The sequence below is a fragment of the Caldivirga maquilingensis IC-167 genome, assembly GCF_000018305.1.
GTDB classification, from domain to species: domain Archaea; phylum Thermoproteota; class Thermoprotei; order Thermoproteales; family Thermocladiaceae; genus Caldivirga; species Caldivirga maquilingensis.
Window position 1 is genome coordinate 699,595 of the sequence record NC_009954.1, and the last position, 21,688, is coordinate 721,282.

Consider the following 21,688-nt stretch of genomic DNA (forward strand, 5'->3'; position numbering starts at 1 on the left):
CAGTAAAATTTAAATAAGGAACCACTGGTGTAAGCGTAATGAGCCTAGGGGAGGGTAAGTTAATCTATGAGGGGAAGGCTAAGAGGGTTTACTTAATTAATAATGAGGAGTTAGTAATGGAGTTTAAGGATGAGGTAACTGCACTGGATGGGGCACGTAAGGAGTATGCTCCAGGTAAGGGTAAGTTAGCTGCTTCTCAAACGGCATTCTTCATGAGTTACCTCAATGAATCTGGGGTAAGGACTCACTTCATTAATTGGGATGGGGATAGGAGGATTCACGTTAGGAGATTGAGAATGATCCCAGTGGAGGTTATTGTTAGGAATTACGCGTATGGTTCCTTCATAAGGAGAATGCCACTCATAAAACCACTCACTAAGTTCACTACCCCACTGGTGGAGTTTCATCTTAAGAATGATGAGCTTCACGACCCTCTAATACTCATTGAGGACATTATTGAAGCTGGATTAACATCAATGGAACAGGTAATGGAGATTAGGAGTGTATCACTTAAGGTTAATCACCTGCTCAGTGAATTATTAGGCAAGTATGGGTTAACCCTAGTTGATTTTAAACTTGAATTCGGGGTTAATAGTAATGGTGCATTAGTTCTTGCTGATGAATTAAGCGGTGACACAATGAGAGTTCTCATGAATGGTAAACACCTTGATAAGGAACTCTTCAGAATGGGTGGGTCAGTTAAGGAGCTGATTGAGGCATACTCACGGTTAAACAGTATACTGGGCTTAGGGCTTAAAGGTTGAAATTCACGTTACCTAGATTAACCGTTAATCTACCACTATTATTAACACTACCCATTACCCAATGCCTTAAACCGAATTCATCAATAGTATTCTCAACCCTACTAGCTTTCTCTTCATTCACAATTAGCATTAATCCAACACCCATGTTGAAGACCCTGTACATTTCACTCCACTCAACGTTACCAGTCTCCTTAATTACCCTAAATATGCATGGAGGTTCAGGCGCATTGAATTCAACACCCATTTCACCAATCACCCTCCTAACCTTAGTGAAGCCTCCTCCTGTAACATTAACAGCCGCCTTAATTAAATTATCATTATACAGCCTCAACAGTAGTTTACTGTAATTTAATGTTGGCTTAAGGAGTTCATTAGCCAATTGAACACTACACACCTCATCACTGAGCTTAAACCTACTTAGGAGAACCCTACGGGCTAGGGTGTAGCCATTCATGTGTAATCCATTGGATTCAACTCCAATAATTAAGTCACCTGCATTAACCCTCATTAATCTACCCCCACTCTTAATACCCAGTACGGTGCAGGATACGTCTATTCCATTAATTAAGTCAGGCATTATTGCCGTTTCCCCACCAAGTAATACTATGTTTGATTCCAGTGAGGCATCGGTAACACCCTTAATCACTTCACCGACGGCTTCAGTATCATTACTTGAGATGGCTATGTAATCCACCACAGCCATTGGGGTTACGCCGTCGCATGCAACATCATTAATATTACTCACTACGCAATCCCACCCAAGAACCCTCAGTTTCCTTGCTTCCCAAGCTATAATTGACTTAGTGCCAACCCCATCAGTGTGCATTGTTAATTCAACGCCGTTTAGTGTAATTAACCTAGTGAAGTTCCCCTCAATTAACTTTACTCCAAGGGATTCCTCAATACGCCTAATCGCGTCCTGGGCTATTGAGTGCATGCTGTGGTGTTTACTTAAATCCACCCCAGCTTTACTGTAAGTCCACTTCATGGTCCCTCCTCAGGAAGCATTCTAGGCATAGGTTCCCCTTCCCTATCCCTACATCCTCCGCAGCCTTGATTAAGTCACTTAGTTGAAGCCAGGATATTGAATCAACCTCAAGTAACTTAACTAAGTCCTCGTCATTAGGGAATACATTAGCCAGTAATTGCTCATCGGGAGGCATGTTGACGCCGTATGGGCAACGCCTCACTATCCTTGGGCTGGCTATGGCTACGTGAATCTCCTTAACCCCTGCCCTATGCCTAAGGGCCTGGGATATTTCCTTAATTGTTAAGCCGCTTACCAGTGAGTCATCAATTAGGAGGAGTTTCCTCCCCCTAATGGCGTTGATGACTGGGTTAACCTTAAGGTGTATTGATGATAGTTTATCAATCAATTCACTGGTTAATGCTGATCTACGCCTCTCAATAATGCTTAAGGCAAGTTCAACAGGCTTACCCAGTGATTCACCAACCTTAACGGCATAGAGGACACCGGTTTCAGGAACCCCAACCACTGAGTCAACGTTAACCTTAATCCCCTTAGCCATTCTCTTAGCTAAATTAACCCTAAAGGCATACACTGAGTGTCCATCCACCTCAGAGTCAGGTCTAGCCATGTAGATTAACTCCAGTGAACACACCTTACCTGCTTTACCCACGCCCCCGTTAAACTCAACATTATTCCTACTAATCGTAACTAATGCCCCTGGTTCAATGAACCTCCTCACCGAACCACCCATGGCGTTAATGGCTGAGGTTTCATTAGATATTATGGCTAAGTCGAAACCGTAGGCACCTAGGGCTAGGTTTCTCAACCCACTACTGGGTCTTAGGCCCATTAATCTACCATCGCTTGTTAAGGCAATAACCGATGATTGAGCCTTAGGTTGCTTACCATTGCTAACTAGATCGCATATATCCTCTGGTTTCAATTCCTGTCCCTCAACACAGTAAGCTACAGTTACGTCACCGCATTTAGTAACCCCCACTGATGATTCATCAATGTAGGTGCAGGCCAAGGCCACCCACCCGTTGAATCCCTTGAATTCAAGGTCATTAACAAGCCCTGTACGTAAATTATCACTTAAGACGGCTATGAAGTATCGCCCATTACCCCTATGCTTAAGCGCCATTAATGGGTATTTAATAACCTTAACCACATCCCAGCCCTCGTGGAAGGATAATACACCCACAACCCCGATTACACCCATTACCTATCACCCGTGAAGGCCCCCTCTAATTCATCAATGTTAACCTTAAACGGGTACTCCCCTGTGAAGCATGCTGTACATAATTCCACCGTGCCTATGGCCTCCTTAAGTTCATCAACGGTTAAGTAGGTTAGTGAATCTGAACCCAGCATTGACTTAACTTCCCCTATGGATTTACCATGAGCTATTAATTCACGCCTACTTGGGAAGTCCATCCCCATGAAGCATGGGTACCTCACGGGCGGTGAAGAAACCCTTACGTGAATTGCCTTAGCTCCAGCGGCCTTAACCTTAGGTATTATCCTCCTAAGCGTAGTACCCCTTATTATTGAGTCATCAATTAAGGCCACTGACTTACCAGTCACCCCCTCCTTAATTACACTGTATAGTTCAAAGTCCCTATCCTTAGGCGGTTTTATGAATCCCCTCCCCATGAACCTATTCTTAACTATGAACTCATTCAATGGCTTACCAAGGGCATTAGCATATGCTTGCGCAGCAACCCTGGCGGTTTCTGGGATTGGGGAAACCTCATCAACCTCCTCCCCCTCCTTCCTCGCTAACGCTAACCCAAGCCTACGCCTAGCACTATAGATGCTTATGCCGTTAAAAACTGAGTCAGGTCTTTGGAAGTAAATATACTCCAGGGCGCAGTACATTCTTCTAACACTAGGCCAATTCAATATCCTCTCCCCATTACTACCCAGCACCAGGGCGTTACCTGGCTTAACCTCAATCCACTTAATGCCTAAGGCATCTAGGACTGATGTTTCTGAGGCAAATACTACACCATCATTAGTGATTCCCATTGCAAGCGGTCTTAATCCCCATGGATCCCTAATAGCTATTAGTGAATTACCCCAAAGAGCCAGTATCGAGTAACCACCCTTAATGGTCTTGAAGACTTCATTAACAGTATCATCAATACTTAGCCTAGTTAATAGGTTCTTAAGGTATTGAGCCAGTATTAATGCATCATAATTAGAATTAACGATAATCCCCATTTCCCTTAACCTCATTTTCAATTCCTTATAATTAGCCACTGTACCATTGAAGACTAACGCCAAGTCCCCTAAAACCACTGGTTGAAGCTCAACACCGTATGGTCCACTGGTGGAGTACCTGGCGTGTCCAAGGCAGAGATTAGACTCCAGTGGTATTGGGTCATTGACCTTAAGTAAAGCCCCATTACGAACGCAGACGTATGAGAATCCCTCCTGCCCTCTATGCATTAGCCATGGCGCCATTTTGCTCACCATTAGGTTTGCTCCTTGACCTAGGTAAGCCCATATGCCGCACATTATATGACACCCCTCAAGGAATCATTAATACTAACTAAGTCATCAACACTCAGGGATGCTAACTCCAAGCCACCCCACTTAAACTGCACTATCCCTCCCCCTGATTCACCTAATACACCGTAAGGTACACCATTAGCCTCAATGATTCTTACCGTCTCCTTTAGATTACTGGTTTCAATAATGTATCTTGCGTTCGTTTCGGAGAAGGCCACGGTTACTGGGTCATTTAATCCCTGGGTTAATGGGGCTTTAGAAAGATCCACTGTGAAGCCTACGCCACCAATTATGGACATTTTAATGAGTGCTGCAGCTAATCCACCAACTCCAACATCCATTACTGCCTTGGCTAATCCATTATTAATCAACTGCATAACTAGGTTAGCGTTCTTAACCTCACTCAATGGCTTAGGTTCAGGGGGTTCACCAGCCACTAGGCCATGTACACTGTGTAGGAATTCAGAGCCCCCTAATTCAGGTCCTGTGTCACCAATAATCACCAACCAGCCTTCACCGGTTAAGCCACCTTCAATTGCCTTAGCGTAATCATTAACCACACCCAACACTGCCACTGCCACCACGGGCTTTATTGATGCACCAGTTACTGAGTCCTCATTATAGAAGCTTACCTTACCCCCAACGAAGGGTATGCCTAGGGCATTACCCATCCATGTTAAGCCCTCCACGGTCTTAACGAAGTACCAGTATTTATCCGGCTTCTCAGGATTACCCACGTTTATTGAATCAACGGCAGCTATTGGCTTAGCCCCCACTGAGGCAACATTCCTATACGCCTTAGCCAGTGAATTAGCTGCACCAGTGAATGGATTTAAGTAACTGTACCTTGGGTTTGAGTCAGCCTTAACGGCGATCCCTAACTTACCGTCCCCACCATCCTCCTCAAGTAACCTAAGTACCGTTGCCCCAGCCCTACCAGGCTTAATAACAGTCCTAACACCGACTTCGTAATCATACTGAGTGTATATTACCTCCTTAGATGCCAGGTTGGGGCTTGAGGCTACTTTAATTAAAGCCTCATTAAACTTGACGCTAGGTAGTGGTGGAATACGCCTTAGCCTCATTAAGTACACTGGTTCAGTATATTTGCGTATTGGTTCAGGGGGATTAGTGATTAGGTCTAGGGGTAGGTCAATTAACTTAATCCCCTTGTAGTAGGCGGTGAATTTACCGTCATTAGTTAACTTACCTATTAGGTCAAACCCCACCTCATACTTCCTTAACACTGCTTCAACATAGCTTAATCTACTTGGGTCAACAACAATAATCATCCTCTCCTGGGACTCTGAGACAAGTATCTCCTCAGGCTTTAACTCATCCCTAAGCCTAATGTTGGTTAAATCAACCTCAATGCCTAAGCCTAATTGATGAGCCAATTCACTTAAAGCCGTTGCTAACCCACCTCCCCCCACATCCTTAATTGCCTTAACTAGCCCCCTCTCCCCCAGCTCCATTAATGCATCTATGAGTAGCTTCTCAAGAAGTGGGTTACCTACCTGCACCGCGCCTATGTCATCGCTACTGCTTAGTTCCCTTGATGCAAAGGAGCTCCCCAGCATGCCATCCCTACCGGTGTCATTACCCACAACTAGGACTAGGTCACCTACCTTACCCTCACCCCATATTACCCTCTTAAAATCACCAGCACCTATGCAGGTTACTAGAACTATTGGATTATTGTTGAAGGATTCATCAAACCAAGTCTCCCCACCAACCACTGGTACCCCAATCCTATTACCGTAGTCGGATATGCCCTTAATGATATTCCTACTCAACCATAGGGAACGCTGATTATCTAAGCTACCTAAATGTAGATTATCAAGGAGGGCTATTGGCCTTAGGCCCGTGGTTAAAATATCCCTAACAATCCCACCAACACCAGTGGCTGCCCCATCATATGGGTCAACCGCGGATGGGTGATTATGGCTCTCTATCTTAAAGGTAACGGCAATATTATTAATTCTAATAATCGGCGCATCAAGACCAGATCCCCTAATCACCAGCGGTGACTTTGATGGTAATAACCTAATCCATGCCCTACTGCTCTTATAAGAGCAGTGTTCACTCCACTCGGCCTCAAAGATCAACCACTCAGCCTCAGTTGGATTCCTACCTAGGGTGTTAATTATAATCTTGGCCTCATCGCTTGTTAACCCCATTTCATCACCTCATTTAATTTTTTAATTGAATACATATGGGTTACTAACTATTTCTCGGTTAACTTTTTAAATCTTTTGTTGAAATACTGGTTATGAATCCCCTAGTAGGGGTCATAATGGGTAGCAGGAGTGATTGGGAAGTAATGAAGGATGCCGTCGACGTATTGAAGCAACTAGGGATACCATATGAGGCTAAGGTGATTTCAGCCCATAGAACACCAGACTTAATGTATCAGTACGCGAGAAGCGCCTTAGAAAGAGGCCTGGAGGTTATAATAGCAGGCGCTGGTGGTGCTGCTCACCTACCAGGTATGGTTGCATCCCTGACACCATTACCCGTAATAGGTGTCCCAATCCCATCAAAGCACCTTAATGGCCTTGACTCCCTCCTCTCAATAGTTCAAATGCCCTATGGAGTACCAGTGGCCACTGTGGCTATTGGTAATGCTAAGAATGCGGCCTTATTAGCGGCTAGGATAATTGGCGTGAAGCACCCTGAGTTCATGAGTAAGGTTACTGAGTTAATGGAAGCCATGAGGAATGAGGTTATGAGAATGGTGCTCAATGATGCGTAGCATTGGTGTACTTGGGGGTGGGCAATTAGGGTTAATGATGGTTCTTGAGGGTAGAAGAATGGGCATTAGGTTCAATGTCTATGATGAGAAACCTGACGCCCCAGCCTTAAGGATTGCGGATGCAGTGTATTCAGGTGATGATTGGGTTAAATTAATTAATGACAGTGACGTGATTACTGTTGAATTTGAGCACGTTAACCCAAGGGCCCTGGAGTTGGCTCATGAGGCAGGTAAGCTAAGGCCAAGCCTTAATTCAATAATCCCAAAGCAGGATAAGATTAAGGAGAGGCTAATGTTAAGTAACCTAGGCCTACCAACCCCCAGATTCATGATAGCCCATGGACCTGAGGACATTGAGAAGGCCTATAGGACCCTTGGGAAACTGGTGGTTAAGGTACCTAATGGTGCCTATGATGGTAAGGGGCAATTCTACGTAACCAATGAGGAGGATTTACCCGCAATACCGGTCCAGTACCCGTTACTGGTTGATGAATTTATTAATATTGAGAAGGAGGTATCCGTTATACTGGCCAGGGCAGTTAATGGTGAAGTGGCCGTTTACCCAATAACTGAGAATCATAATCATAACGGTATGTTGCTTTACAGTAGGGCGCCGGCTAACATTAATGAAGACTTATCAGGCAAGGCCACTGAATTAGCCGTGAAGCTTGCTAATTCACTTAACTACGTTGGTGTACTCGCAGTGGAATTCTTCCTAACTAAGGACCAGGAATTACTCATAAATGAGTATGCACCAAGGGTTCACAATACTGGGCACTGGACCCTGAGTGGTGCAGTGACTAGTCAATTTGAGAACCACCTTAGAGCTATACTGGGCCTCCCTCTGGGTAACACTAGGTTACTTAAGCCCACAGCTATAGTCAACATGATAGGTGTACAGTATAGTGAGGAGTTGATTAATTCAATTCTTAAGATACCGGGTACAAGGGTGTGGTGGTATGGTAAGAGTCAAGTTAGGCCGAGGAGGAAGATGGGTCATGTGACAATAGTGGCGGATAATGATGAGGAGTTAACACAGAGGATAAGGGATATATTAAGTGTTATTTATGGGTCATTAATTAACCACTTCATTCCACCATGGGACCACGTAGACGGTATACAAGGCATTACTGGGCATGGGACTCCTCATTAATCAACGCATATTCATTAACCCAGCATTAAACTAACTGCCTCTTACCCCTGTGTTAATGCGGTTAAGCTAAGTATGGCTAATACCACGCCTAAGCTCATTACTACAACCATTGGAGCCCACCCACCTATTAATAAGCCCCAATTATAAGAAATACCTAAGCCACTGGCCCTGTATTGTACATTAAATCTATTAATCAGTAGGTATGGTACAAGACCCATTGCGAAGTTCTCAGTGAATGCAAGTATAATGAGGTTCACTAGGTTTGGATGCAGTATTAGGGCTATTGGTGCATAGGCTAGGGAGGCTATTAATGTAACTACAATGAGCCACTTATAATTAATAATGAGAGCAAGGGGTCCTGCAAGTAGTACCGCTATGACTGCGGCTACTGTGGATAATAGCATTACGCTTGGTATTAGGTTCACGGCACCGATGGTGCTTAGGAAGTCAGAGTATATTAAAATATGTTGAGTAATATATTGTTAATAATCCACCGGTGAATAATATGCCGAATCCCAATGAGGCGCCACCCTGCTTAAACAGTAATGTTAATGGATTAGACTTAGGCCTCGACCATATGGGTGATTCAATTAACCTACTCCTAATAACAAACGCTAACACAGCAACAATGGCCCTTTACCTCATGGAATCAATACTCCTCTGCACAATTAGCTTAAGGCTTTAACCCAATTTAATTTTCCCCATCCCTCAATTAAATCATAAACCAATCATGGTTTAATTATGAGAGAATCTTCACTGAATTATTAAGCCTGGTGGGCCCGGAGGGATTTGAACCCCCGACCTACAGGTCTGGAGCCTGCCGCTCTACCGTGCTGAGCTACGGGCCCTGTGCTTAGAGTCTTGTGGGTCTTTTTAATGCTTTTCTCCATGATGCTACACATGACTTACTTAACTTCTATATTTTGAGAATTCTTAATTAATGCCATAAGGGTAATCATTCTAGGATTATTAATACATTTAATCCCGTAGCACGGATGGTTACTACATAAATTATATAATTATCCTAGAAATCTTAATAATCTATATAATATATGAATAGGAAAGAATTTTAAAAGCCACTAATGTGCCTTGAATTATGTCAAGTGAAGCAAGTAATCCGAGCCTCCAAGATTTGCTTAGGATACTTGATAATAATAGAGTCAATAAGTTTTACTGGCTAATCACTATTTTAGCTGCTGTTGGAGGTTTCCTATTTGGCTACGACACTGCAGCAATTGGTACAGCTGAATTATTTGTACCATACCACTATGAAGGATTCCTACTTGGATACGAGGTTGCAAGTGCTTCACTTGGAGCAGCCATAGGGACGGTATTAGCATACTTTTATACTGATAAATACGGTAGGAAATCATTACTCATAATTGACGCGTTAATTTATGCATTGGCTGCAATAGGTTCAGCGTTATCAGTGAATGGAATAATGTTACTTATTATGAGGACTATACTTGGAGTTGCCATAGGTGCTGATTCTGCTATAGCAACAGCCTATATAACTGAGTATGCTCCTAAAGATAAGAGGGGTTCATTAGCTATAATGCAGCAGTGGATGATAACAATAGGCATATTGGGATCTTACCTTATAGGTTCAGTAATCTTCTACATTGCACCAGCCTTAGCTTATTCTCTTGGCTGGAGACTGGTATTGGGTCTAGCAGCCGTACCCGCTATCATAGGTTTCGCCTTCAGGTTCATAATGCCTGAATCCCCTAGATGGCTACTATATACTGGTAAATTAGAGAGGCTGAAAATGGAGTTAAGGAAGTTCGGGTTCGATATTAATGATCGGGATTTAGAGAGGCTTAGGGCTATAACTTTAACTGAGGTGAGGGAGGCATCACTAGATAATGCGGCTAAGAAGGCTCTTGTAGTGGTTGGCTTATGGTTAGTATTCCAGCAGATAACCGGAATAAATGTGCCATTTTACTACGGACCTATAGTTCTTTCAAAGCTTCACCTATTCGGTACCACAGCGAACCCGGTATATAGTAACATTTATGCAGTACTGGAATCTGCAATACTTGCCGCTATAAATGTGGCAGCCACATTCATAGCCTTCAGATACATAGATAGAATCGGTAGAAGGACATTGGGGCTATCAGCATATATCGGTATGCTGATCTCCGACTTAATAGGAGGCATTTCAGTAATTAAAGGCTTCCTACCTGGTGTACTTATAGCATTTGCTGGGTTTATAATATTCTTCGCATACGGTGTTGGGGGTACTGGATGGCTTATACAGGCAGAGTACTTTGATACGAGGATTAGGGGTAGGATGGCGGCAATAGGTGCATTAATAGATTGGTTAGCAAACTTCGCGCTTATTGAAGTCTTCCCTGTTATGTTATCCTCAATTGGACTTGCCGGTAGTATGTTCATTTTCGCGCTTCTCGATGTAGTAGCATTAGCCTTCGTTTACTTATTTATGCCTGAAACCAAGGGATTATCTTTAGAGGAGGTGGTGGAAATGTTTAGGCAAATACCATTTACACAGTTGAGACACGGTAGGGAACTTATAATCTCCGCGTTATCTCAGGAGAGGGGAAGCAGTGAAAACTAGTTATTTTAGCTATTAAAATTTAGATTCATTAATTTATACTAGTCCCCTAACCTTACTTAGCTAGGATTAATGTTTCACAGGCTTAAATACCATTAATCCTAAAGGCGTTATGCATTACCTTTAAATTTACGTACTAAGTTAAATTATTTAACTAGCCTGAGGTTGCCTGACTTATGGTTAAGGTTGTTGCCTCAACCATTAGGCTGCCTGAGGAGGCTAAGGTAATGCTATCAAGTTACGCCAAGGTTTACGAGTTACCTAATTTAAGTGAACCTGAGTTGATTAAGGTACTTGGGGAAGTTAATGCATTACTCTGCTGGTGTGGTAGTGACTTTGATTTAACTAAGTGGGTAAGATACATGCCTAACCTTGAGGTTATTCAAACATTTTCAGCCGGAGTGGATCACTTACCATACTCATCAATACCAAGTAACGTTAAGATATATAGTAATGCCGGAGCCTACTCAGTGCCTGTTGCTGAGCATGCATGGGCGCTCATATTAACTTTAGCTAAGGGTATTCACTCAGGATTAATGGATAGGGGTAATTACTTAAATGACCCAGCCTACTCACCGAGGCAATTAACTGGGAGAAACCTCCTAGTTCTTGGAACAGGGGGTATTGGGAGTGAGGTGGCTAGGGTGGGTAAGTTGGCCTTCAGTATGCGGACTATAGGCGTTAATAGGAGTGGTAGGCCTGCCCAGTACTTTGATGAGGTTCACCCAATTAGTGAGCTTAAGGGTGTTTTACCAAGAGCCAACGTAATGGTGGTGGCGTTACCATTAACTAAGTACACTAGGGGGCTTTTAGGCGAGGCCGAGCTTAACCTGCTTCCCGAGGATGCAATAGTGGTTAATGTGGCTAGGGGTGATATTGTTAAGGAGGATGACTTATACAGGGTTTTAACCAGGAGGCGTGGTTTAAGGTTTGGTACCGACGTGTTCTGGGATTACGGTTCAGGGGAATCCTTAAACCCAAGAACAGGGTTACTGAACTTACCAAACTTCATAGGTACACCTCACATTGCTGGTGGTGCTCAACCTGATGTCGCTAGGAATGCCGTAATTATGGCTGTCACTAACCTCACCAGGTACCTTAAGGGTGAGCATGCGTTAAATGAGGTTAATAGGAGTGATTACGTTTAGGAGCCTCTAATAGCCTAATCCTCTCCTCCTTAATTCTAACGCATTCCTGTATGCTTAATTGACCAGGCGCAGTCCCATCACCCGTGGAGCAGTACATTAAGGCTGTGCCAAGCATTATCGCAGCAGCCCTCTGTATAGGCTGCATGGGCACTATGGCCACAGGTACTTCCCTTTCCTTAACCAGTAACTCCACTAATGCTGGTAAATCATCCCCATTAATTGTGGCTACCTTGTAGGTGAAGGCATTCATGGAGTTGGCTAACTCGTAGTCACTAGTGATTATTCCCCTAATGTCAGGGCGTTTATTAAAAATATGCCTAGATAATATCACATCACCCCATGATGCAATGTACCTGGCGTACCTCCTGGCGAATTCAACCTCAATATCCACTAGTGCACCGTTTTCATGGGCAAGGTTAATGATCTTAAGTTTCAATGATGAATCAACCTGATTAACACCCCCCTCCTCATGATCCCTAACCGTTACTATTACCTTAACCCTACTTAGTAATTTCTTAATTAAGCTACTTAATTCACTCAACCTAGCCTCAATTTCATTACCCATGTAATCAAGCCTTAACTCAACGGCCTCGCATCCACTGGGTGGGTTCAATTCCTCAATACTCTTAACGGGTACTGCACACACAAGCATTGGTCTATTGGCGCTTAAGGCAGTTTTATGAGGCATTGGGGGAGTAATGTATTTCAGTAGTTTTATGCTTAACTCAAGCTATGCGTGGTGTAATATTCATTGTTAGTGATGGGAAGGTTAAGGATGCTGCATTACTAGTGAGTGAGGAGTTGGGGTTACCTATAGTTACTAGTGTTGGTAATGGGGTTTTACCCATACTTAACCCTGAATCCGGTAAAGCTATTATCGAGTCCCTGGTAAGGAGTATTGATGAGGATTTATTCATAGTGCTTATTATCGGTAAGGGAACATGGTCCATTATTGAGAAGACGGTGTCCCAGATTGATATTGCTAGGTTACTTATGAGGCTTGAATTAAGGAGTGTCGGCTAAGGGTTACTTAACTGGGGTTAATGTTCTTCTCATACTTCGATATCAACTCATCGTAGGCTCCCTGATCAATCTCCTTAATAACCTCCTTGGGATCCTTACCGTTCACAGTTAATCCAATGGACCTGCATGTACTAACCACCTGCTTTAAGGCTGATTTAAAGGACTTACTACCCAACTCCTCAATCTTAATTAAAGCAACCTCAGCCAACTTCTCCAGTGGTATGTCACCTATTATCTCCTTACCGGCCTGGTGGCTTGGTGAATCCTTACCAGCAACCTTAAGTATAATGTCTGTTATTGGTGGGTAATCAATGTTAATCCTAAGAACCCTCTTAGATGAATCATCGTACTCAACCTCAATGTTAAGGTTCTGGAAACCAAGCGCAGCCACCTGCTTAATCCTATTATTAATTAGATTAACCACCTCCTGCGCATTTAACCCAGCACCCTGCAGCTGCTGCATGGCCTGTGGGGGTACCTTACCGCCGCTTGTCTGAATTCTAATAACCCTCTTCATTAAGCCCCGTTCACACCCCCTCTTTTAAATTTGACCCAAGGTGACCTTAATTACATGACTGAGGCATTAGGTTTAACCGGAGTGGAAACCAAGACAGATGACATTATTTAAACGAACCCTAGGCTCATTGCTAATACGGGGTAAGTGGTATTGAAATTCACTGGGATTAGTCTCCACCAATCTTCTCCTCCTTACCATGCCTCACTATCCTAACCTTTGTTTCAATGGGGACATGTAACCCTACATTCTCTAGTATATTGTATAATTCACCGTCAGTTAACTCACCTATGGCTCCATCTCTGCGTAATTTAATTAATTGCCTAAAGACAGTTAATGCCGCCTCCCCATAAATCTCAATAGCCTTATTAATTATCTCCTCAGCCCTCTCACCTTTGACCATAGCCTTAACCTCACTAACTACGTCAGTGGGCTTCTCCTCAGGCCCCTTCCTAGGCTGCTGCGCCATTAGGTTCATTAACTTCCTAAGCCTGATTAACTCAAGTTCAGGATCCTTATCGCCACTCATACTGATTAACTCTAGGTGAGTGAATCAGTTATAAAACATTCCCCTTAACTCAGTAATCCCTATTCGTGAATCAATGAAGCCTATGATTAACCATAACTTACATAATGTTTGCTTACGCGCCTCCCTTACGGAAGACTACCTCATGCCTAAGCTTCAACTCACGCTGCCTCTGCTTCCTCCTCCACTTATACCTATGAGTCTCCCTTAAACCAATACTAAGGAGACCCCTAGCCCTCCTACCCGCTGGTGTAACACCCCTGAAAGCCCTCCCTCTCTTAGGCTTTACCAGTCTCCTCTTGGGTATTGAGGGTAATGGTAACTGGGATACATCAGTAACATTAACTACCTTACTCACGTACTCCTGAAGAGCCTTAACATTCCACTCCCAGGTTGATTTACGCCTGGTATCAACAGGTATACCTAACAGCCTAGCCTCATTAACAGTTAAGTTAATGGCCTTAATCTCACTAATGGAGAATCCTCTACCCTGCTTCATCTTCCCATCCTTAGGCGACTTAACCATGGCCACAGGCGGATTAATGGACACGGTTAAACCTTAGGCCAAGGCATTAATAAGCTTTACTGAACCATGTTAAACTAAACATTAGATCCACTTCCCCTTATTTAATTAAAGCAGTGAATTCACTGTGCTATGTAAGACTAAGGCAATGAATCATGGATGCAAGGTATCTTCCCTGGATCCTTAGAATTTAAAATAGGATTATTAATCTCATTTTTAAAGAGTAAGGTAATCTACCTTGAGTCTCAGTATGAGTGACGGTAAGGTATTCATGATTAATACCGTATCAAGGATTGGGTACGGTATAATGGTGATAGCAATACCCTACTATATTCCAAGCCACCTAGCAGCACTGGTGGGTGTAGTATTGTCTGCTTACCCAATAGCTGAGGCCTTAGTATCAATACCAGTGGGCTTAATGGCTAATAGGTTTAAGGCTAATTACCTGGTTTCAATTGGGGTACTGGTTATGTCTGTTTCAGCTGTTTTATTCACGGTGAGTAATAATTGGGTCACTTTAACAATACTGCATGGTGTAATGGGTGTTGCTGCAGCCTTAATGACTGTACCATTATTAACATTAGTAGCGTACAGGAGGATTAAGTTAGGCTTAGGATACGGAGGCTTCTTCTCAACATACTTTGCAGGTTACATAATTGGCATTGGTGTAAGCGGCTTAATGCAGAGGTTGATTAGTAATAGTGTTGAGGCTGCACGGGTATCAATGATAATTGCGGCAGTGACATTCTTAATAACACTGCCCATTGCATTAATGCTTAAGGGCGAACGTAACGCTAAGGCACCTAGTAGACCAAGATTAAGGCGTAGTGCATTAACCCTCTTCCCACTTTGGTTAGGTATAATGATTATGCTTGGGATAGCCTTTACCTTACCCACGGGCTTAACCACGCACCTTAACATTAGCGGAGCCTACGTTGCCTTAATATACGTCTCAGCGGCATTAGTGTTAGCCCTAGGTATGATGATGTTCGGTGCATTGGTTGATAGGATAGGGGCTGTGAGAACTATTATAATTGGTTTAATAGGCCTAGTCCTAATCATAGGTATAGCATACTTAGCGGTGTCGGGGGAAATAAGCATTAGCAGCGCCATAATACCCCTAGCCCCCTCAGTACTCTTAGCCTCAGCCCTAGTGCCGTCAATATACGCGTACATTGGGTACAGGATTGAGGAGGGGTCTGAGGGATTGATAATGGGTGTCTACAATGTACCAACAGCAGTAGGTATAGCCATAGGTAACCTACTCGGTGGCTTCTCAGTAAGCCATCTCGGCCTAGGTTTAACAGTGACCTCAGCGGCTTTAGTATTGGCATTATCCATGCTACTCACTGCATTACTATGGGTTATCCAGGATGCACGCAGTCATATTAATCAGCCGACTTAGGCGTCTTCACCAATACGTGTGGGTTCAATTCATCACTCAAGTAACTTAGTGGTTAGGCAGTTAATAAGTGTTTCCAAGTCATTAAATAGTCTATTTGCCTAAGTCTGAACTTACCTAAGCCACTATATTGACGAGTAAAACTTATAAATGAGTCAACAGCAGCTATTTATGCAGGCCTCAGTAATAGGTTATATAAATAGAATGAAGTGGGTAATAAACATGGTATATATATTATCCGTGGTTTATATAGTGGTCTCAAGCGTCCTCATAGTTAAGGCTCAATCGCAACAGTTAAGTGGGTATCCTTCATCATCAGTACCCAATTGGCTTGACACTGGTAGCAACGCCTGGGTACTCACTGCAGCCACATTGGTGGGTTTAATGAGTGTGCCCGGCTTAATGCTATTCTACGGTGGCTTAACTAAGAGGAAGTATGCTATAAACACAATGATGATGGTTCTATATGCGTTCTCAATAGTGCTTGTGCTTTGGGTTCTCTTTGAGTATGAGGAGTCCTTTGGATCACCATTATTAGCCATTAAGGGCTTTGGTGTGCTGGGTAAGCCAATACCAATACTGAGCAGTGGTTTGCTTGGATCCCAGGCCGTTATACCACTTGCACAACAGGCCCCAAATATAACTCTATCAACATTAGCCTACTTCCAATTCGTATTCGCCGCAATAACACCAGCGTTAATAGTGGGGGCGTTGATTGAGAGGATGAATTTCAAGGCTTGGATGCTCTTCGTACCATTATGGTCAGCGCTGGTTTATGGACCAGTGGCCTACTGGCTCTGGGGTGGGGGTTGGTTAATGAGGCTTGGTGCTGTTGACTTCTCAGGCGGGTACGTAATACACCTTGATGCCGGTGTAGCAGCCGTCATTGCTGCAATGCTTGTTGGACCTAGGTTGAATGAGGAGAGGAAGCTGGCTCCACATAACTTGACCCAGGTAGCCGCTGGATTAGGGCTCCTCTGGCTTGGTTGGAATGGATTCAATGGTGGTGATCCATATGGAGTAACCATAGATGCATCAATAGCTGTCCTAAACACTAACTTAGCTGCAGCAATGGCTTTACTGGCGTGGGTTATCTTGGATGAGGCTGTTTACGGTAAGGTAAGCCTAACCGGCGCTGCCTCTGGTGCGGTGGCTGGGTTAGTTGGCATAACCCCAGCTGCTGGTTACGTTAATGGGCTTGGTGCATTAGTCATAGGTGTTGTATCCGGTGCCGCTGCCTGGGCCTCATTGAACCTCATTCAATACAGGATCATGCCGCTGAGGAATATTGATGACGCCACCGGTGTATTCTCAACACACACCGTACCAGGTTTCCTAGGTGGTGTTTTAACCGGTGTATTTGCTGATCCACGTATAGCAGACTTCATAGACCCAGGCCTAGCAGGTGCATTATACGGTAATGTTTACCAATTATTAATTCAAGTAATAGCCGCAATGGTGGTAATAGCCTACAGTGGATTAATGACGTTCGCAATACTTAAACTGGTGAGTAAGGTGACCCCATTGAGGGCGTCTGAGTGGGTTCTTAGGGTTGGTGACCGTGAAATGCACGGTGAGGTGGCTTACGATGAGTATGCATTCCCGATTCAAGTGGGGGATGTTGAGGTAATCAATGGTAGAAGTAGGGAATGAATCATAGTATTTATTAAAAATGTGAATTATAGTTAGTAATTAATAATCTTATGGTAATGCTATATAATAGTTTACTTAAGCTATATATGGGAATGCATTTAAACTTCATAGGAATTCAATAATCAATGGTTCTCAAGGTAGGTGTACTTGGTTCCGGCTTTGCAGCCAGGGAGCTTCACTTACCTGTCCTAAGTAAAATTAGTAATGTTGAGTTATCAGCCATATTCGGGATACCCTACGAGGATGCACTTCTACTGGCTAAGAGGTTTAATATACCTAAGGCAACAGATGACTGGAGGAGTGTTATTAATGATCCAAGCATAGACATTGTAATCATAGCCACACCAACATACACACATAAAGCCATTGCTGAGGAGGCTATTAAGGCTGGTAAAGATATAATGCTTGAGAAGCCCATAGCCCTAACAGTTAAGGATGGGGAGGATTTGGTTAAGGCCTATGAGGCAGGGGGCGTTAAGTTAATGATAGCTCACTGCCTAAGATTCTGGCCTGAATACGTTAAGGCTAGGGAATTAATAATGACTGGTAGGATTGGTGAACCCAGGGTTATTAGAGCCTATAGGCTTAGTTCTCATCCAGGTCGTTGGTTCAGGTTCCAGGAATTAAGTGGTGGTGTTGCAGTGGATATGAGTATACATGATTTAGATTACTTAAGATGGACCTTCGGCAGCGTTAAGAGGGTTTACGCAATAGGGGGCTTATACTCCAGTGAATCAGTCACTTCAATTGACCACTTCATGGCCACATTGGAGTTTGATAATGGAGCTGTGGCCTATGTTGAGGGTTCCTGGGCAATGCCTAGGAATTACCCATTCACAACGTACTTCGAGGTATCCGGTACTAATGGCTTATTAACTATTGATAATCAGTCCACGGCAACCATTGAGGCTTACATCGATAACTCATACTATAGGTACAGTCCAATGATGAAGGATGCCTACTACCTGGAGTGGATTGCCTTCCTAAACTGGGTTAATAAGGGTGTTAAACCACCCATTGAGCCTAATGAGGCCGTTGAGGCACTTAGGCTTTCCTTATCAATTAATAAGAGCATCATGGAGGGTAGGGTGGTTAACCCAAGTGAGGTGAAGTGACCATGGTGCTTCGCTTCGCAGTAATCTCATACGCACACATGCATGCCTGGAGCTACACTAGGGCAATTAAGGAACTTGAGGCTGAGGGTAAGGCAAGCCTAGTGGCTGTCTTCGATAATAATGCGGATAGGTTAAGGAGGGTTCAGGAGGCTTTCAGACCCAAGGCAGTCTACAGTGACTTCGATAAATTACTGGCTGAGGGCGGCTTTGATGCAGCCGTGGTGGCTTCAGAGAATGCTAGGCACATAACCTACGCACTACCCCTCATTAAGGCGGGGGTACACGTTATTGTTGAGAAACCCATAACAACACTAGTAAGCGACGCGGTAACCATGGTTAATGAGGCTGATAGGCGTGGCGTTAAGCTTCAGGTAGCCTTCGTAATGAGGTACCATGATGCAGTGGTTGAGGCTAAGAATAGGGTTAGTGGACTTGGGGGAATTAAGTCAATAACAGCGACTAACCACGGTACATGCCCCTTCGACTGGTTCGTTGACCCCGAGTTAGCTGGTGGTGGGGCAATGATGGATCACATTGTTCACGTAGCTGACTTAATAAGGTGGTTCACAGGTAAGGAGTTTGAGGAGGTTTCAGCATTCGTGGGCAGGAACATTAGGCCTCAACTTAAGGTTGAGGACAACGCCCTAATACTGGCTAAGTTAAGTGATGGTACACCAGTATCCATTGACTCAAGTTGGTCCAGGCATGATACGTGGCCAATATGGGGTGACGTCTACATGAGGATTCTAACTGATCACGGTGTGTTAACGATTAATGCCTTCAATCAGAACATATCCTTGGCAGATGACAAGGGCTTCCACTGGGTGTCTTTCGGTCCAGATGCAGACAGGAACATGATTGAGGACTTCATTAGGGTTATTGAGAATAATCAAACACCTAGGGCTAGTGGGCTTGATGGCTTAAGGGCCCTTGAGGTGGTTGCGGCGGCATATAAGTCATGGAGGGAAGGTAGGCCAGTTAAGATTAGTGAAGTGAGGGTTCAGTGACTTAAGCTTGAAGGCACTCGAGTTTGTATGCATCTAAGGAAAAGCATATAAAGGTTCTATAAGTTAATTACATATGAGGGTTAATTGGTTAATTAGAAGGATTGGATTAGCAGTGACTACTTGGTTTGTTGCATTATTCATAAGTTACGTGCTTTTCGAATACGCTCCAGTTAACCCAATTAACTACATACTATCTCAATTAGGCATGCTTGGCGGTGGTAGTAGTGGTGTAGGTGGTACTGGGCCTGCATTAATGAGTAGGGAAAATTACGAGTATATAGTTCAATGGGCCTCAGCGTTCATGATCCACGGTAACCCAATCCTAGGTTTCACCAAATACATGGTGAATACGTTCAAGGGTGACTGGGGTTGGTCAGTGGTATACGGCTTGCCTGTATTAACGTTAATAGCCAGGTATCTTCCTTGGACTTTGTTTATTGTTGTTTCTGCTAATTTGATTTCCTTTTTTGTGGGTATTTATCTTGGTCAGTATATGGCTTATCATAGGGGTAGTGTTGGTGATCAGGCTGTTACCCAGTTCATAACGGTGAAGAGATCAATACCAGTATACATTTATGCTGCATTACTAGTCTACTTCCTGGGCTTCGAGTACCATATTTTCCCAACCCATGGAGCCTACTCCGGTACCCCAGGCTTCAACCTGCGCTTCATAGTTAGTGTTCTTTATTATGCTGCTTTGCCTATATTCACCCTAGCCTTCTCATCCTTTGGTCATTGGGCTTTAAGCATGAGGGGTAATATTATTTCAGTGCTCGGTGAGGATTACGTAAACTACGCAGAGGCAAGGGGACTACCAAGCAACTGGATACAGAGAAGATACGTTGGAAGAAACGCACTACTACCACTATACACAGGAATAATAATAGCACTAGGAACATCATTCGGAGGAGCAGTATTCGTTGAGTCTGTTTTCTCATACCCAGGTGTTGGTGCATTATTCTCATCATCACTCAGTAATGGTGACTGGGCCCTTGGAATGGGTATTCTACTTATACTAATATTAGCTGTGATATTAGGTATGGTTATTGCTGACTTAACGTACTCACTAATAGACCCAAGGGTGAGGCAAGGATGATGGAAGCTAGTTACAGTAGGGTTGAGGGGGTCATTAAGAGTATTTACAATATTTTGAGGCTCATTTGGGTTAATAAGTCAGCTAGGTTCGGTTTACTTACGCTCACGTTCTATATACTAATGGCTATAATTGGTCCATTAATATTACCCTATAAGCCTATAATAGCTAGTTCAACCAATGTTTTCCAGCCACCTAGGCTTTGGCCACCCATATACTGGTTCGGTACAGATAATGTTGGTGTACCCCTCCTGGTGGATATTGTTAATGGAGCACCCTTCGTCCTTGAAGTTAGCTTATTCACTGCCCTCTACACTACCGTAATAGGCCTATTGGTTGGTATTGTAGCTGGGTTTAAGGGAGGTTACGTGGATGCTGCCTTATCCTTTGTTAGTCAAGTACTCATGACTATTCCTAGTCTACTCTTAGTCATGATAATGGCAACAATGATACACACTAATAACCCGCTCATACTATCTGGGGTATTGAGTATAACAGGTTGGACTGGCTTAGCTCTCGCGGTTAGGTCACAGATACTTTCAATGAGGGAATTACCTTACATTGAGGTTTCAAGGGTATTAGGACTATCTAGTGGATACATACTGTTTAGGGAAATAACACCAAAAATAATGCCATATGTTTGGATAAACTTCATACTAAATATGGAGGGAGCAGTGTATGCCTCAGTTGGCTTATACTTTCTAGGCCTATTACCATTCCAAAACTACAACTGGGGTGCATTAATAAGCCAGGCATTAGCCTATGGGGCGTATTATGGTGGAAGAGCATTACCAATATTAATAGTGCCCGTGGTCTTTGTGACACTATACATGGTGGCACTCATAGAGTTGGCTTATGGGATAGATGAGATAATAAACCCAAGGTTAAGGAGATGAATTATATATTATAATTATTAATATTTATGTTAACGTTAATCAATTTAGAGTAAA

Annotated in this window: 22 protein-coding genes and 1 tRNA gene; 13 read left to right on the forward strand and 10 right to left on the reverse strand. The window is 43.5% G+C overall.

Annotated features, from left to right (window positions below):
* The first annotated feature begins 38 nt into the window (after positions 1-38).
* Positions 39-764: a phosphoribosylaminoimidazolesuccinocarboxamide synthase gene (locus CMAQ_RS03375; protein ID WP_012185724.1), complete on the forward strand. Its 726-nt coding sequence runs from the start codon at positions 39-41 to the stop codon at positions 762-764.
* On the opposite strand, the gene purM is transcribed toward CMAQ_RS03375, so the two are convergent.
* Genes purM through purL form a run of 4 tightly spaced genes read right to left on the reverse strand, consistent with a single transcriptional unit; the run spans position 754 to position 6,431 of the window.
* Complete coding sequence (gene purM, locus CMAQ_RS03380; protein ID WP_012185725.1) at positions 754-1,752, reverse strand: phosphoribosylformylglycinamidine cyclo-ligase; 999 nt, start codon at positions 1,750-1,752, stop codon at positions 754-756. The genes CMAQ_RS03375 and purM overlap by 11 nt on opposite strands.
* Complete coding sequence (locus CMAQ_RS03385) at positions 1,733-2,956, reverse strand: phosphoribosyltransferase family protein (protein ID WP_012185726.1); 1,224 nt, start codon at positions 2,954-2,956, stop codon at positions 1,733-1,735. Before CMAQ_RS03385 ends, purM begins: the two co-directional genes overlap by 20 nt.
* A complete protein-coding gene (locus CMAQ_RS03390) occupies positions 2,956-4,257 on the reverse strand; it encodes an amidophosphoribosyltransferase (protein WP_012185727.1) in 1,302 nt (433 codons plus the stop codon). The genes CMAQ_RS03385 and CMAQ_RS03390 overlap by 1 nt, the downstream gene beginning before the upstream one ends.
* Entirely contained in the window at positions 4,257-6,431 is a 2,175-nt protein-coding gene (gene purL / locus CMAQ_RS03395) for a phosphoribosylformylglycinamidine synthase subunit PurL (protein WP_012185728.1), read from the reverse strand. Before purL ends, CMAQ_RS03390 begins: the two co-directional genes overlap by 1 nt.
* A 92-nt stretch (positions 6,432-6,523) precedes the next feature.
* On the opposite strand from purL, the gene purE reads away from it, so the two are divergent.
* A complete protein-coding gene (gene purE, locus CMAQ_RS03400; RefSeq protein ID WP_012185729.1) occupies positions 6,524-7,006 on the forward strand; it encodes a 5-(carboxyamino)imidazole ribonucleotide mutase in 483 nt (160 codons plus the stop codon).
* Positions 6,996-8,159 carry a 5-(carboxyamino)imidazole ribonucleotide synthase gene (locus tag CMAQ_RS03405; RefSeq protein WP_012185730.1) on the forward strand — a complete coding sequence of 388 codons (1,164 nt, stop codon included), beginning with the start codon at positions 6,996-6,998 and terminating at the stop codon, positions 8,157-8,159. The genes purE and CMAQ_RS03405 overlap by 11 nt, the downstream gene beginning before the upstream one ends.
* A gap of 41 nt (positions 8,160-8,200) precedes the next feature.
* On the opposite strand, the gene CMAQ_RS10825 is transcribed toward CMAQ_RS03405, so the two are convergent.
* Entirely contained in the window at positions 8,201-8,584 is a 384-nt protein-coding gene (locus CMAQ_RS10825; RefSeq protein ID WP_012185731.1) for an MFS transporter, read from the reverse strand.
* Between the two features lie 80 nt (positions 8,585-8,664).
* Here CMAQ_RS10825 and CMAQ_RS10830 point away from each other — a divergent pair, with 80 nt between their 5' ends.
* Positions 8,665-8,844 (forward strand): hypothetical protein, encoded by a 180-nt coding sequence (locus CMAQ_RS10830; RefSeq protein ID WP_232203806.1) that lies wholly within the window; start codon positions 8,665-8,667, stop codon positions 8,842-8,844.
* Between the two features lie 86 nt (positions 8,845-8,930).
* Here CMAQ_RS10830 and CMAQ_RS03415 read toward each other — a convergent pair.
* A tRNA-Trp gene (locus tag CMAQ_RS03415) sits at positions 8,931-9,007 on the reverse strand.
* Positions 9,008-9,255: 248 nt separating this feature from the next.
* Between CMAQ_RS03415 and CMAQ_RS03420 the strand changes: the two genes are divergently transcribed.
* Both CMAQ_RS03420 and CMAQ_RS03425 read left to right on the forward strand, forming a co-directional pair.
* On the forward strand, positions 9,256-10,737 hold the full coding sequence (locus CMAQ_RS03420; RefSeq protein ID WP_012185732.1) for a sugar porter family MFS transporter: 1,482 nt from the start codon (positions 9,256-9,258) through the stop codon (positions 10,735-10,737).
* A gap of 173 nt (positions 10,738-10,910) precedes the next feature.
* Complete coding sequence (locus CMAQ_RS03425; protein ID WP_012185733.1) at positions 10,911-11,882, forward strand: 2-hydroxyacid dehydrogenase; 972 nt, start codon at positions 10,911-10,913, stop codon at positions 11,880-11,882.
* On the opposite strand, the gene CMAQ_RS03430 is transcribed toward CMAQ_RS03425, so the two are convergent.
* Positions 11,860-12,570 (reverse strand): type I 3-dehydroquinate dehydratase, encoded by a 711-nt coding sequence (locus tag CMAQ_RS03430; RefSeq protein WP_012185734.1) that lies wholly within the window; start codon positions 12,568-12,570, stop codon positions 11,860-11,862. The genes CMAQ_RS03425 and CMAQ_RS03430 overlap by 23 nt on opposite strands.
* 44 nt (positions 12,571-12,614) lie before the next feature.
* Here CMAQ_RS03430 and CMAQ_RS03435 point away from each other — a divergent pair, with 44 nt between their 5' ends.
* A complete protein-coding gene (locus tag CMAQ_RS03435) occupies positions 12,615-12,905 on the forward strand; it encodes a hypothetical protein (protein WP_012185735.1) in 291 nt (96 codons plus the stop codon).
* A 7-nt stretch (positions 12,906-12,912) separates the two neighbouring features.
* Here the strand turns inward: CMAQ_RS03435 and CMAQ_RS03440 are convergent, their stop codons facing one another.
* From CMAQ_RS03440 to CMAQ_RS03450, 3 genes are all read right to left on the reverse strand, one after another.
* Positions 12,913-13,422 carry a 50S ribosomal protein L11 gene (locus CMAQ_RS03440; protein WP_012185736.1) on the reverse strand — a complete coding sequence of 170 codons (510 nt, stop codon included), beginning with the start codon at positions 13,420-13,422 and terminating at the stop codon, positions 12,913-12,915.
* A 166-nt stretch (positions 13,423-13,588) separates the two neighbouring features.
* Positions 13,589-13,948, reverse strand: coding sequence for a hypothetical protein (locus CMAQ_RS03445; RefSeq protein ID WP_012185737.1), 360 nt, complete (start codon positions 13,946-13,948; stop codon positions 13,589-13,591).
* 112 nt (positions 13,949-14,060) lie between these two features.
* Positions 14,061-14,495: a ribosomal protein L13e gene (locus CMAQ_RS03450; protein ID WP_012185738.1), complete on the reverse strand. Its 435-nt coding sequence runs from the start codon at positions 14,493-14,495 to the stop codon at positions 14,061-14,063.
* Positions 14,496-14,706: 211 nt separating this feature from the next.
* Between CMAQ_RS03450 and CMAQ_RS03455 the strand changes: the two genes are divergently transcribed.
* The 6 genes from CMAQ_RS03455 (at position 14,707) to CMAQ_RS03480 (ending at position 21,634) form a co-directional block, all read left to right on the forward strand.
* Positions 14,707-15,873, forward strand: coding sequence for an MFS transporter (locus CMAQ_RS03455; protein ID WP_156769824.1), 1,167 nt, complete (start codon positions 14,707-14,709; stop codon positions 15,871-15,873).
* A gap of 168 nt (positions 15,874-16,041) precedes the next feature.
* Positions 16,042-17,523 (forward strand): ammonium transporter, encoded by a 1,482-nt coding sequence (locus CMAQ_RS03460; RefSeq protein WP_232203808.1) that lies wholly within the window; start codon positions 16,042-16,044, stop codon positions 17,521-17,523.
* A 125-nt stretch (positions 17,524-17,648) separates the two neighbouring features.
* A complete protein-coding gene (locus CMAQ_RS03465) occupies positions 17,649-18,638 on the forward strand; it encodes a Gfo/Idh/MocA family protein (protein ID WP_012185741.1) in 990 nt (329 codons plus the stop codon).
* Positions 18,639-18,640: 2 nt separating this feature from the next.
* Entirely contained in the window at positions 18,641-19,645 is a 1,005-nt protein-coding gene (locus CMAQ_RS03470) for a Gfo/Idh/MocA family protein (RefSeq protein ID WP_012185742.1), read from the forward strand.
* A gap of 73 nt (positions 19,646-19,718) precedes the next feature.
* Positions 19,719-20,741 carry an ABC transporter permease gene (locus tag CMAQ_RS03475; RefSeq protein ID WP_012185743.1) on the forward strand — a complete coding sequence of 341 codons (1,023 nt, stop codon included), beginning with the start codon at positions 19,719-19,721 and terminating at the stop codon, positions 20,739-20,741.
* Positions 20,738-21,634: an ABC transporter permease gene (locus tag CMAQ_RS03480; protein ID WP_012185744.1), complete on the forward strand. Its 897-nt coding sequence runs from the start codon at positions 20,738-20,740 to the stop codon at positions 21,632-21,634. The genes CMAQ_RS03475 and CMAQ_RS03480 overlap by 4 nt, the downstream gene beginning before the upstream one ends.
* The last annotated feature ends 54 nt before the right edge of the window (positions 21,635-21,688 follow it).

Bases quoted from the DNA above. Each gene is read 5' to 3' on its own strand.
- CMAQ_RS03375 (WP_012185724.1), top strand. From the start codon at position 39: ATGAGCCTAGGGGAGGGTAAGTTAATCTATGAGGGGAAGGCTAAGAGG.
- CMAQ_RS03385 (WP_012185726.1), bottom strand. From the start codon at position 2,956: ATGGGTGTAATCGGGGTTGTGGGTGTATTATCCTTCCACGAGGGCTGG.
- CMAQ_RS03435 (WP_012185735.1), top strand. From the start codon at position 12,615: ATGCGTGGTGTAATATTCATTGTTAGTGATGGGAAGGTTAAGGATGCT.
- CMAQ_RS10830 (WP_232203806.1), top strand. From the start codon at position 8,665: ATGCCGAATCCCAATGAGGCGCCACCCTGCTTAAACAGTAATGTTAAT.
- CMAQ_RS03440 (WP_012185736.1), bottom strand. From the start codon at position 13,422: ATGAAGAGGGTTATTAGAATTCAGACAAGCGGCGGTAAGGTACCCCCA.
- CMAQ_RS03445 (WP_012185737.1), bottom strand. From the start codon at position 13,948: ATGAGTGGCGATAAGGATCCTGAACTTGAGTTAATCAGGCTTAGGAAG.
- CMAQ_RS03430 (WP_012185734.1), bottom strand. From the start codon at position 12,570: ATGCCTCATAAAACTGCCTTAAGCGCCAATAGACCAATGCTTGTGTGT.
- CMAQ_RS03420 (WP_012185732.1), top strand. From the start codon at position 9,256: ATGTCAAGTGAAGCAAGTAATCCGAGCCTCCAAGATTTGCTTAGGATA.
- CMAQ_RS03405 (WP_012185730.1), top strand. From the start codon at position 6,996: ATGATGCGTAGCATTGGTGTACTTGGGGGTGGGCAATTAGGGTTAATG.
- CMAQ_RS03475 (WP_012185743.1), top strand. From the start codon at position 19,719: ATGAGGGTTAATTGGTTAATTAGAAGGATTGGATTAGCAGTGACTACT.
- CMAQ_RS03425 (WP_012185733.1), top strand. From the start codon at position 10,911: ATGGTTAAGGTTGTTGCCTCAACCATTAGGCTGCCTGAGGAGGCTAAG.
- CMAQ_RS03460 (WP_232203808.1), top strand. From the start codon at position 16,042: ATGCAGGCCTCAGTAATAGGTTATATAAATAGAATGAAGTGGGTAATA.
- purE (WP_012185729.1), top strand. From the start codon at position 6,524: ATGAATCCCCTAGTAGGGGTCATAATGGGTAGCAGGAGTGATTGGGAA.
- CMAQ_RS03480 (WP_012185744.1), top strand. From the start codon at position 20,738: ATGATGGAAGCTAGTTACAGTAGGGTTGAGGGGGTCATTAAGAGTATT.
- purL (WP_012185728.1), bottom strand. From the start codon at position 6,431: ATGGGGTTAACAAGCGATGAGGCCAAGATTATAATTAACACCCTAGGT.
- CMAQ_RS03470 (WP_012185742.1), top strand. From the start codon at position 18,641: ATGGTGCTTCGCTTCGCAGTAATCTCATACGCACACATGCATGCCTGG.
- CMAQ_RS03390 (WP_012185727.1), bottom strand. From the start codon at position 4,257: ATGTGCGGCATATGGGCTTACCTAGGTCAAGGAGCAAACCTAATGGTG.
- CMAQ_RS03465 (WP_012185741.1), top strand. From the start codon at position 17,649: ATGGTTCTCAAGGTAGGTGTACTTGGTTCCGGCTTTGCAGCCAGGGAG.
- purM (WP_012185725.1), bottom strand. From the start codon at position 1,752: ATGAAGTGGACTTACAGTAAAGCTGGGGTGGATTTAAGTAAACACCAC.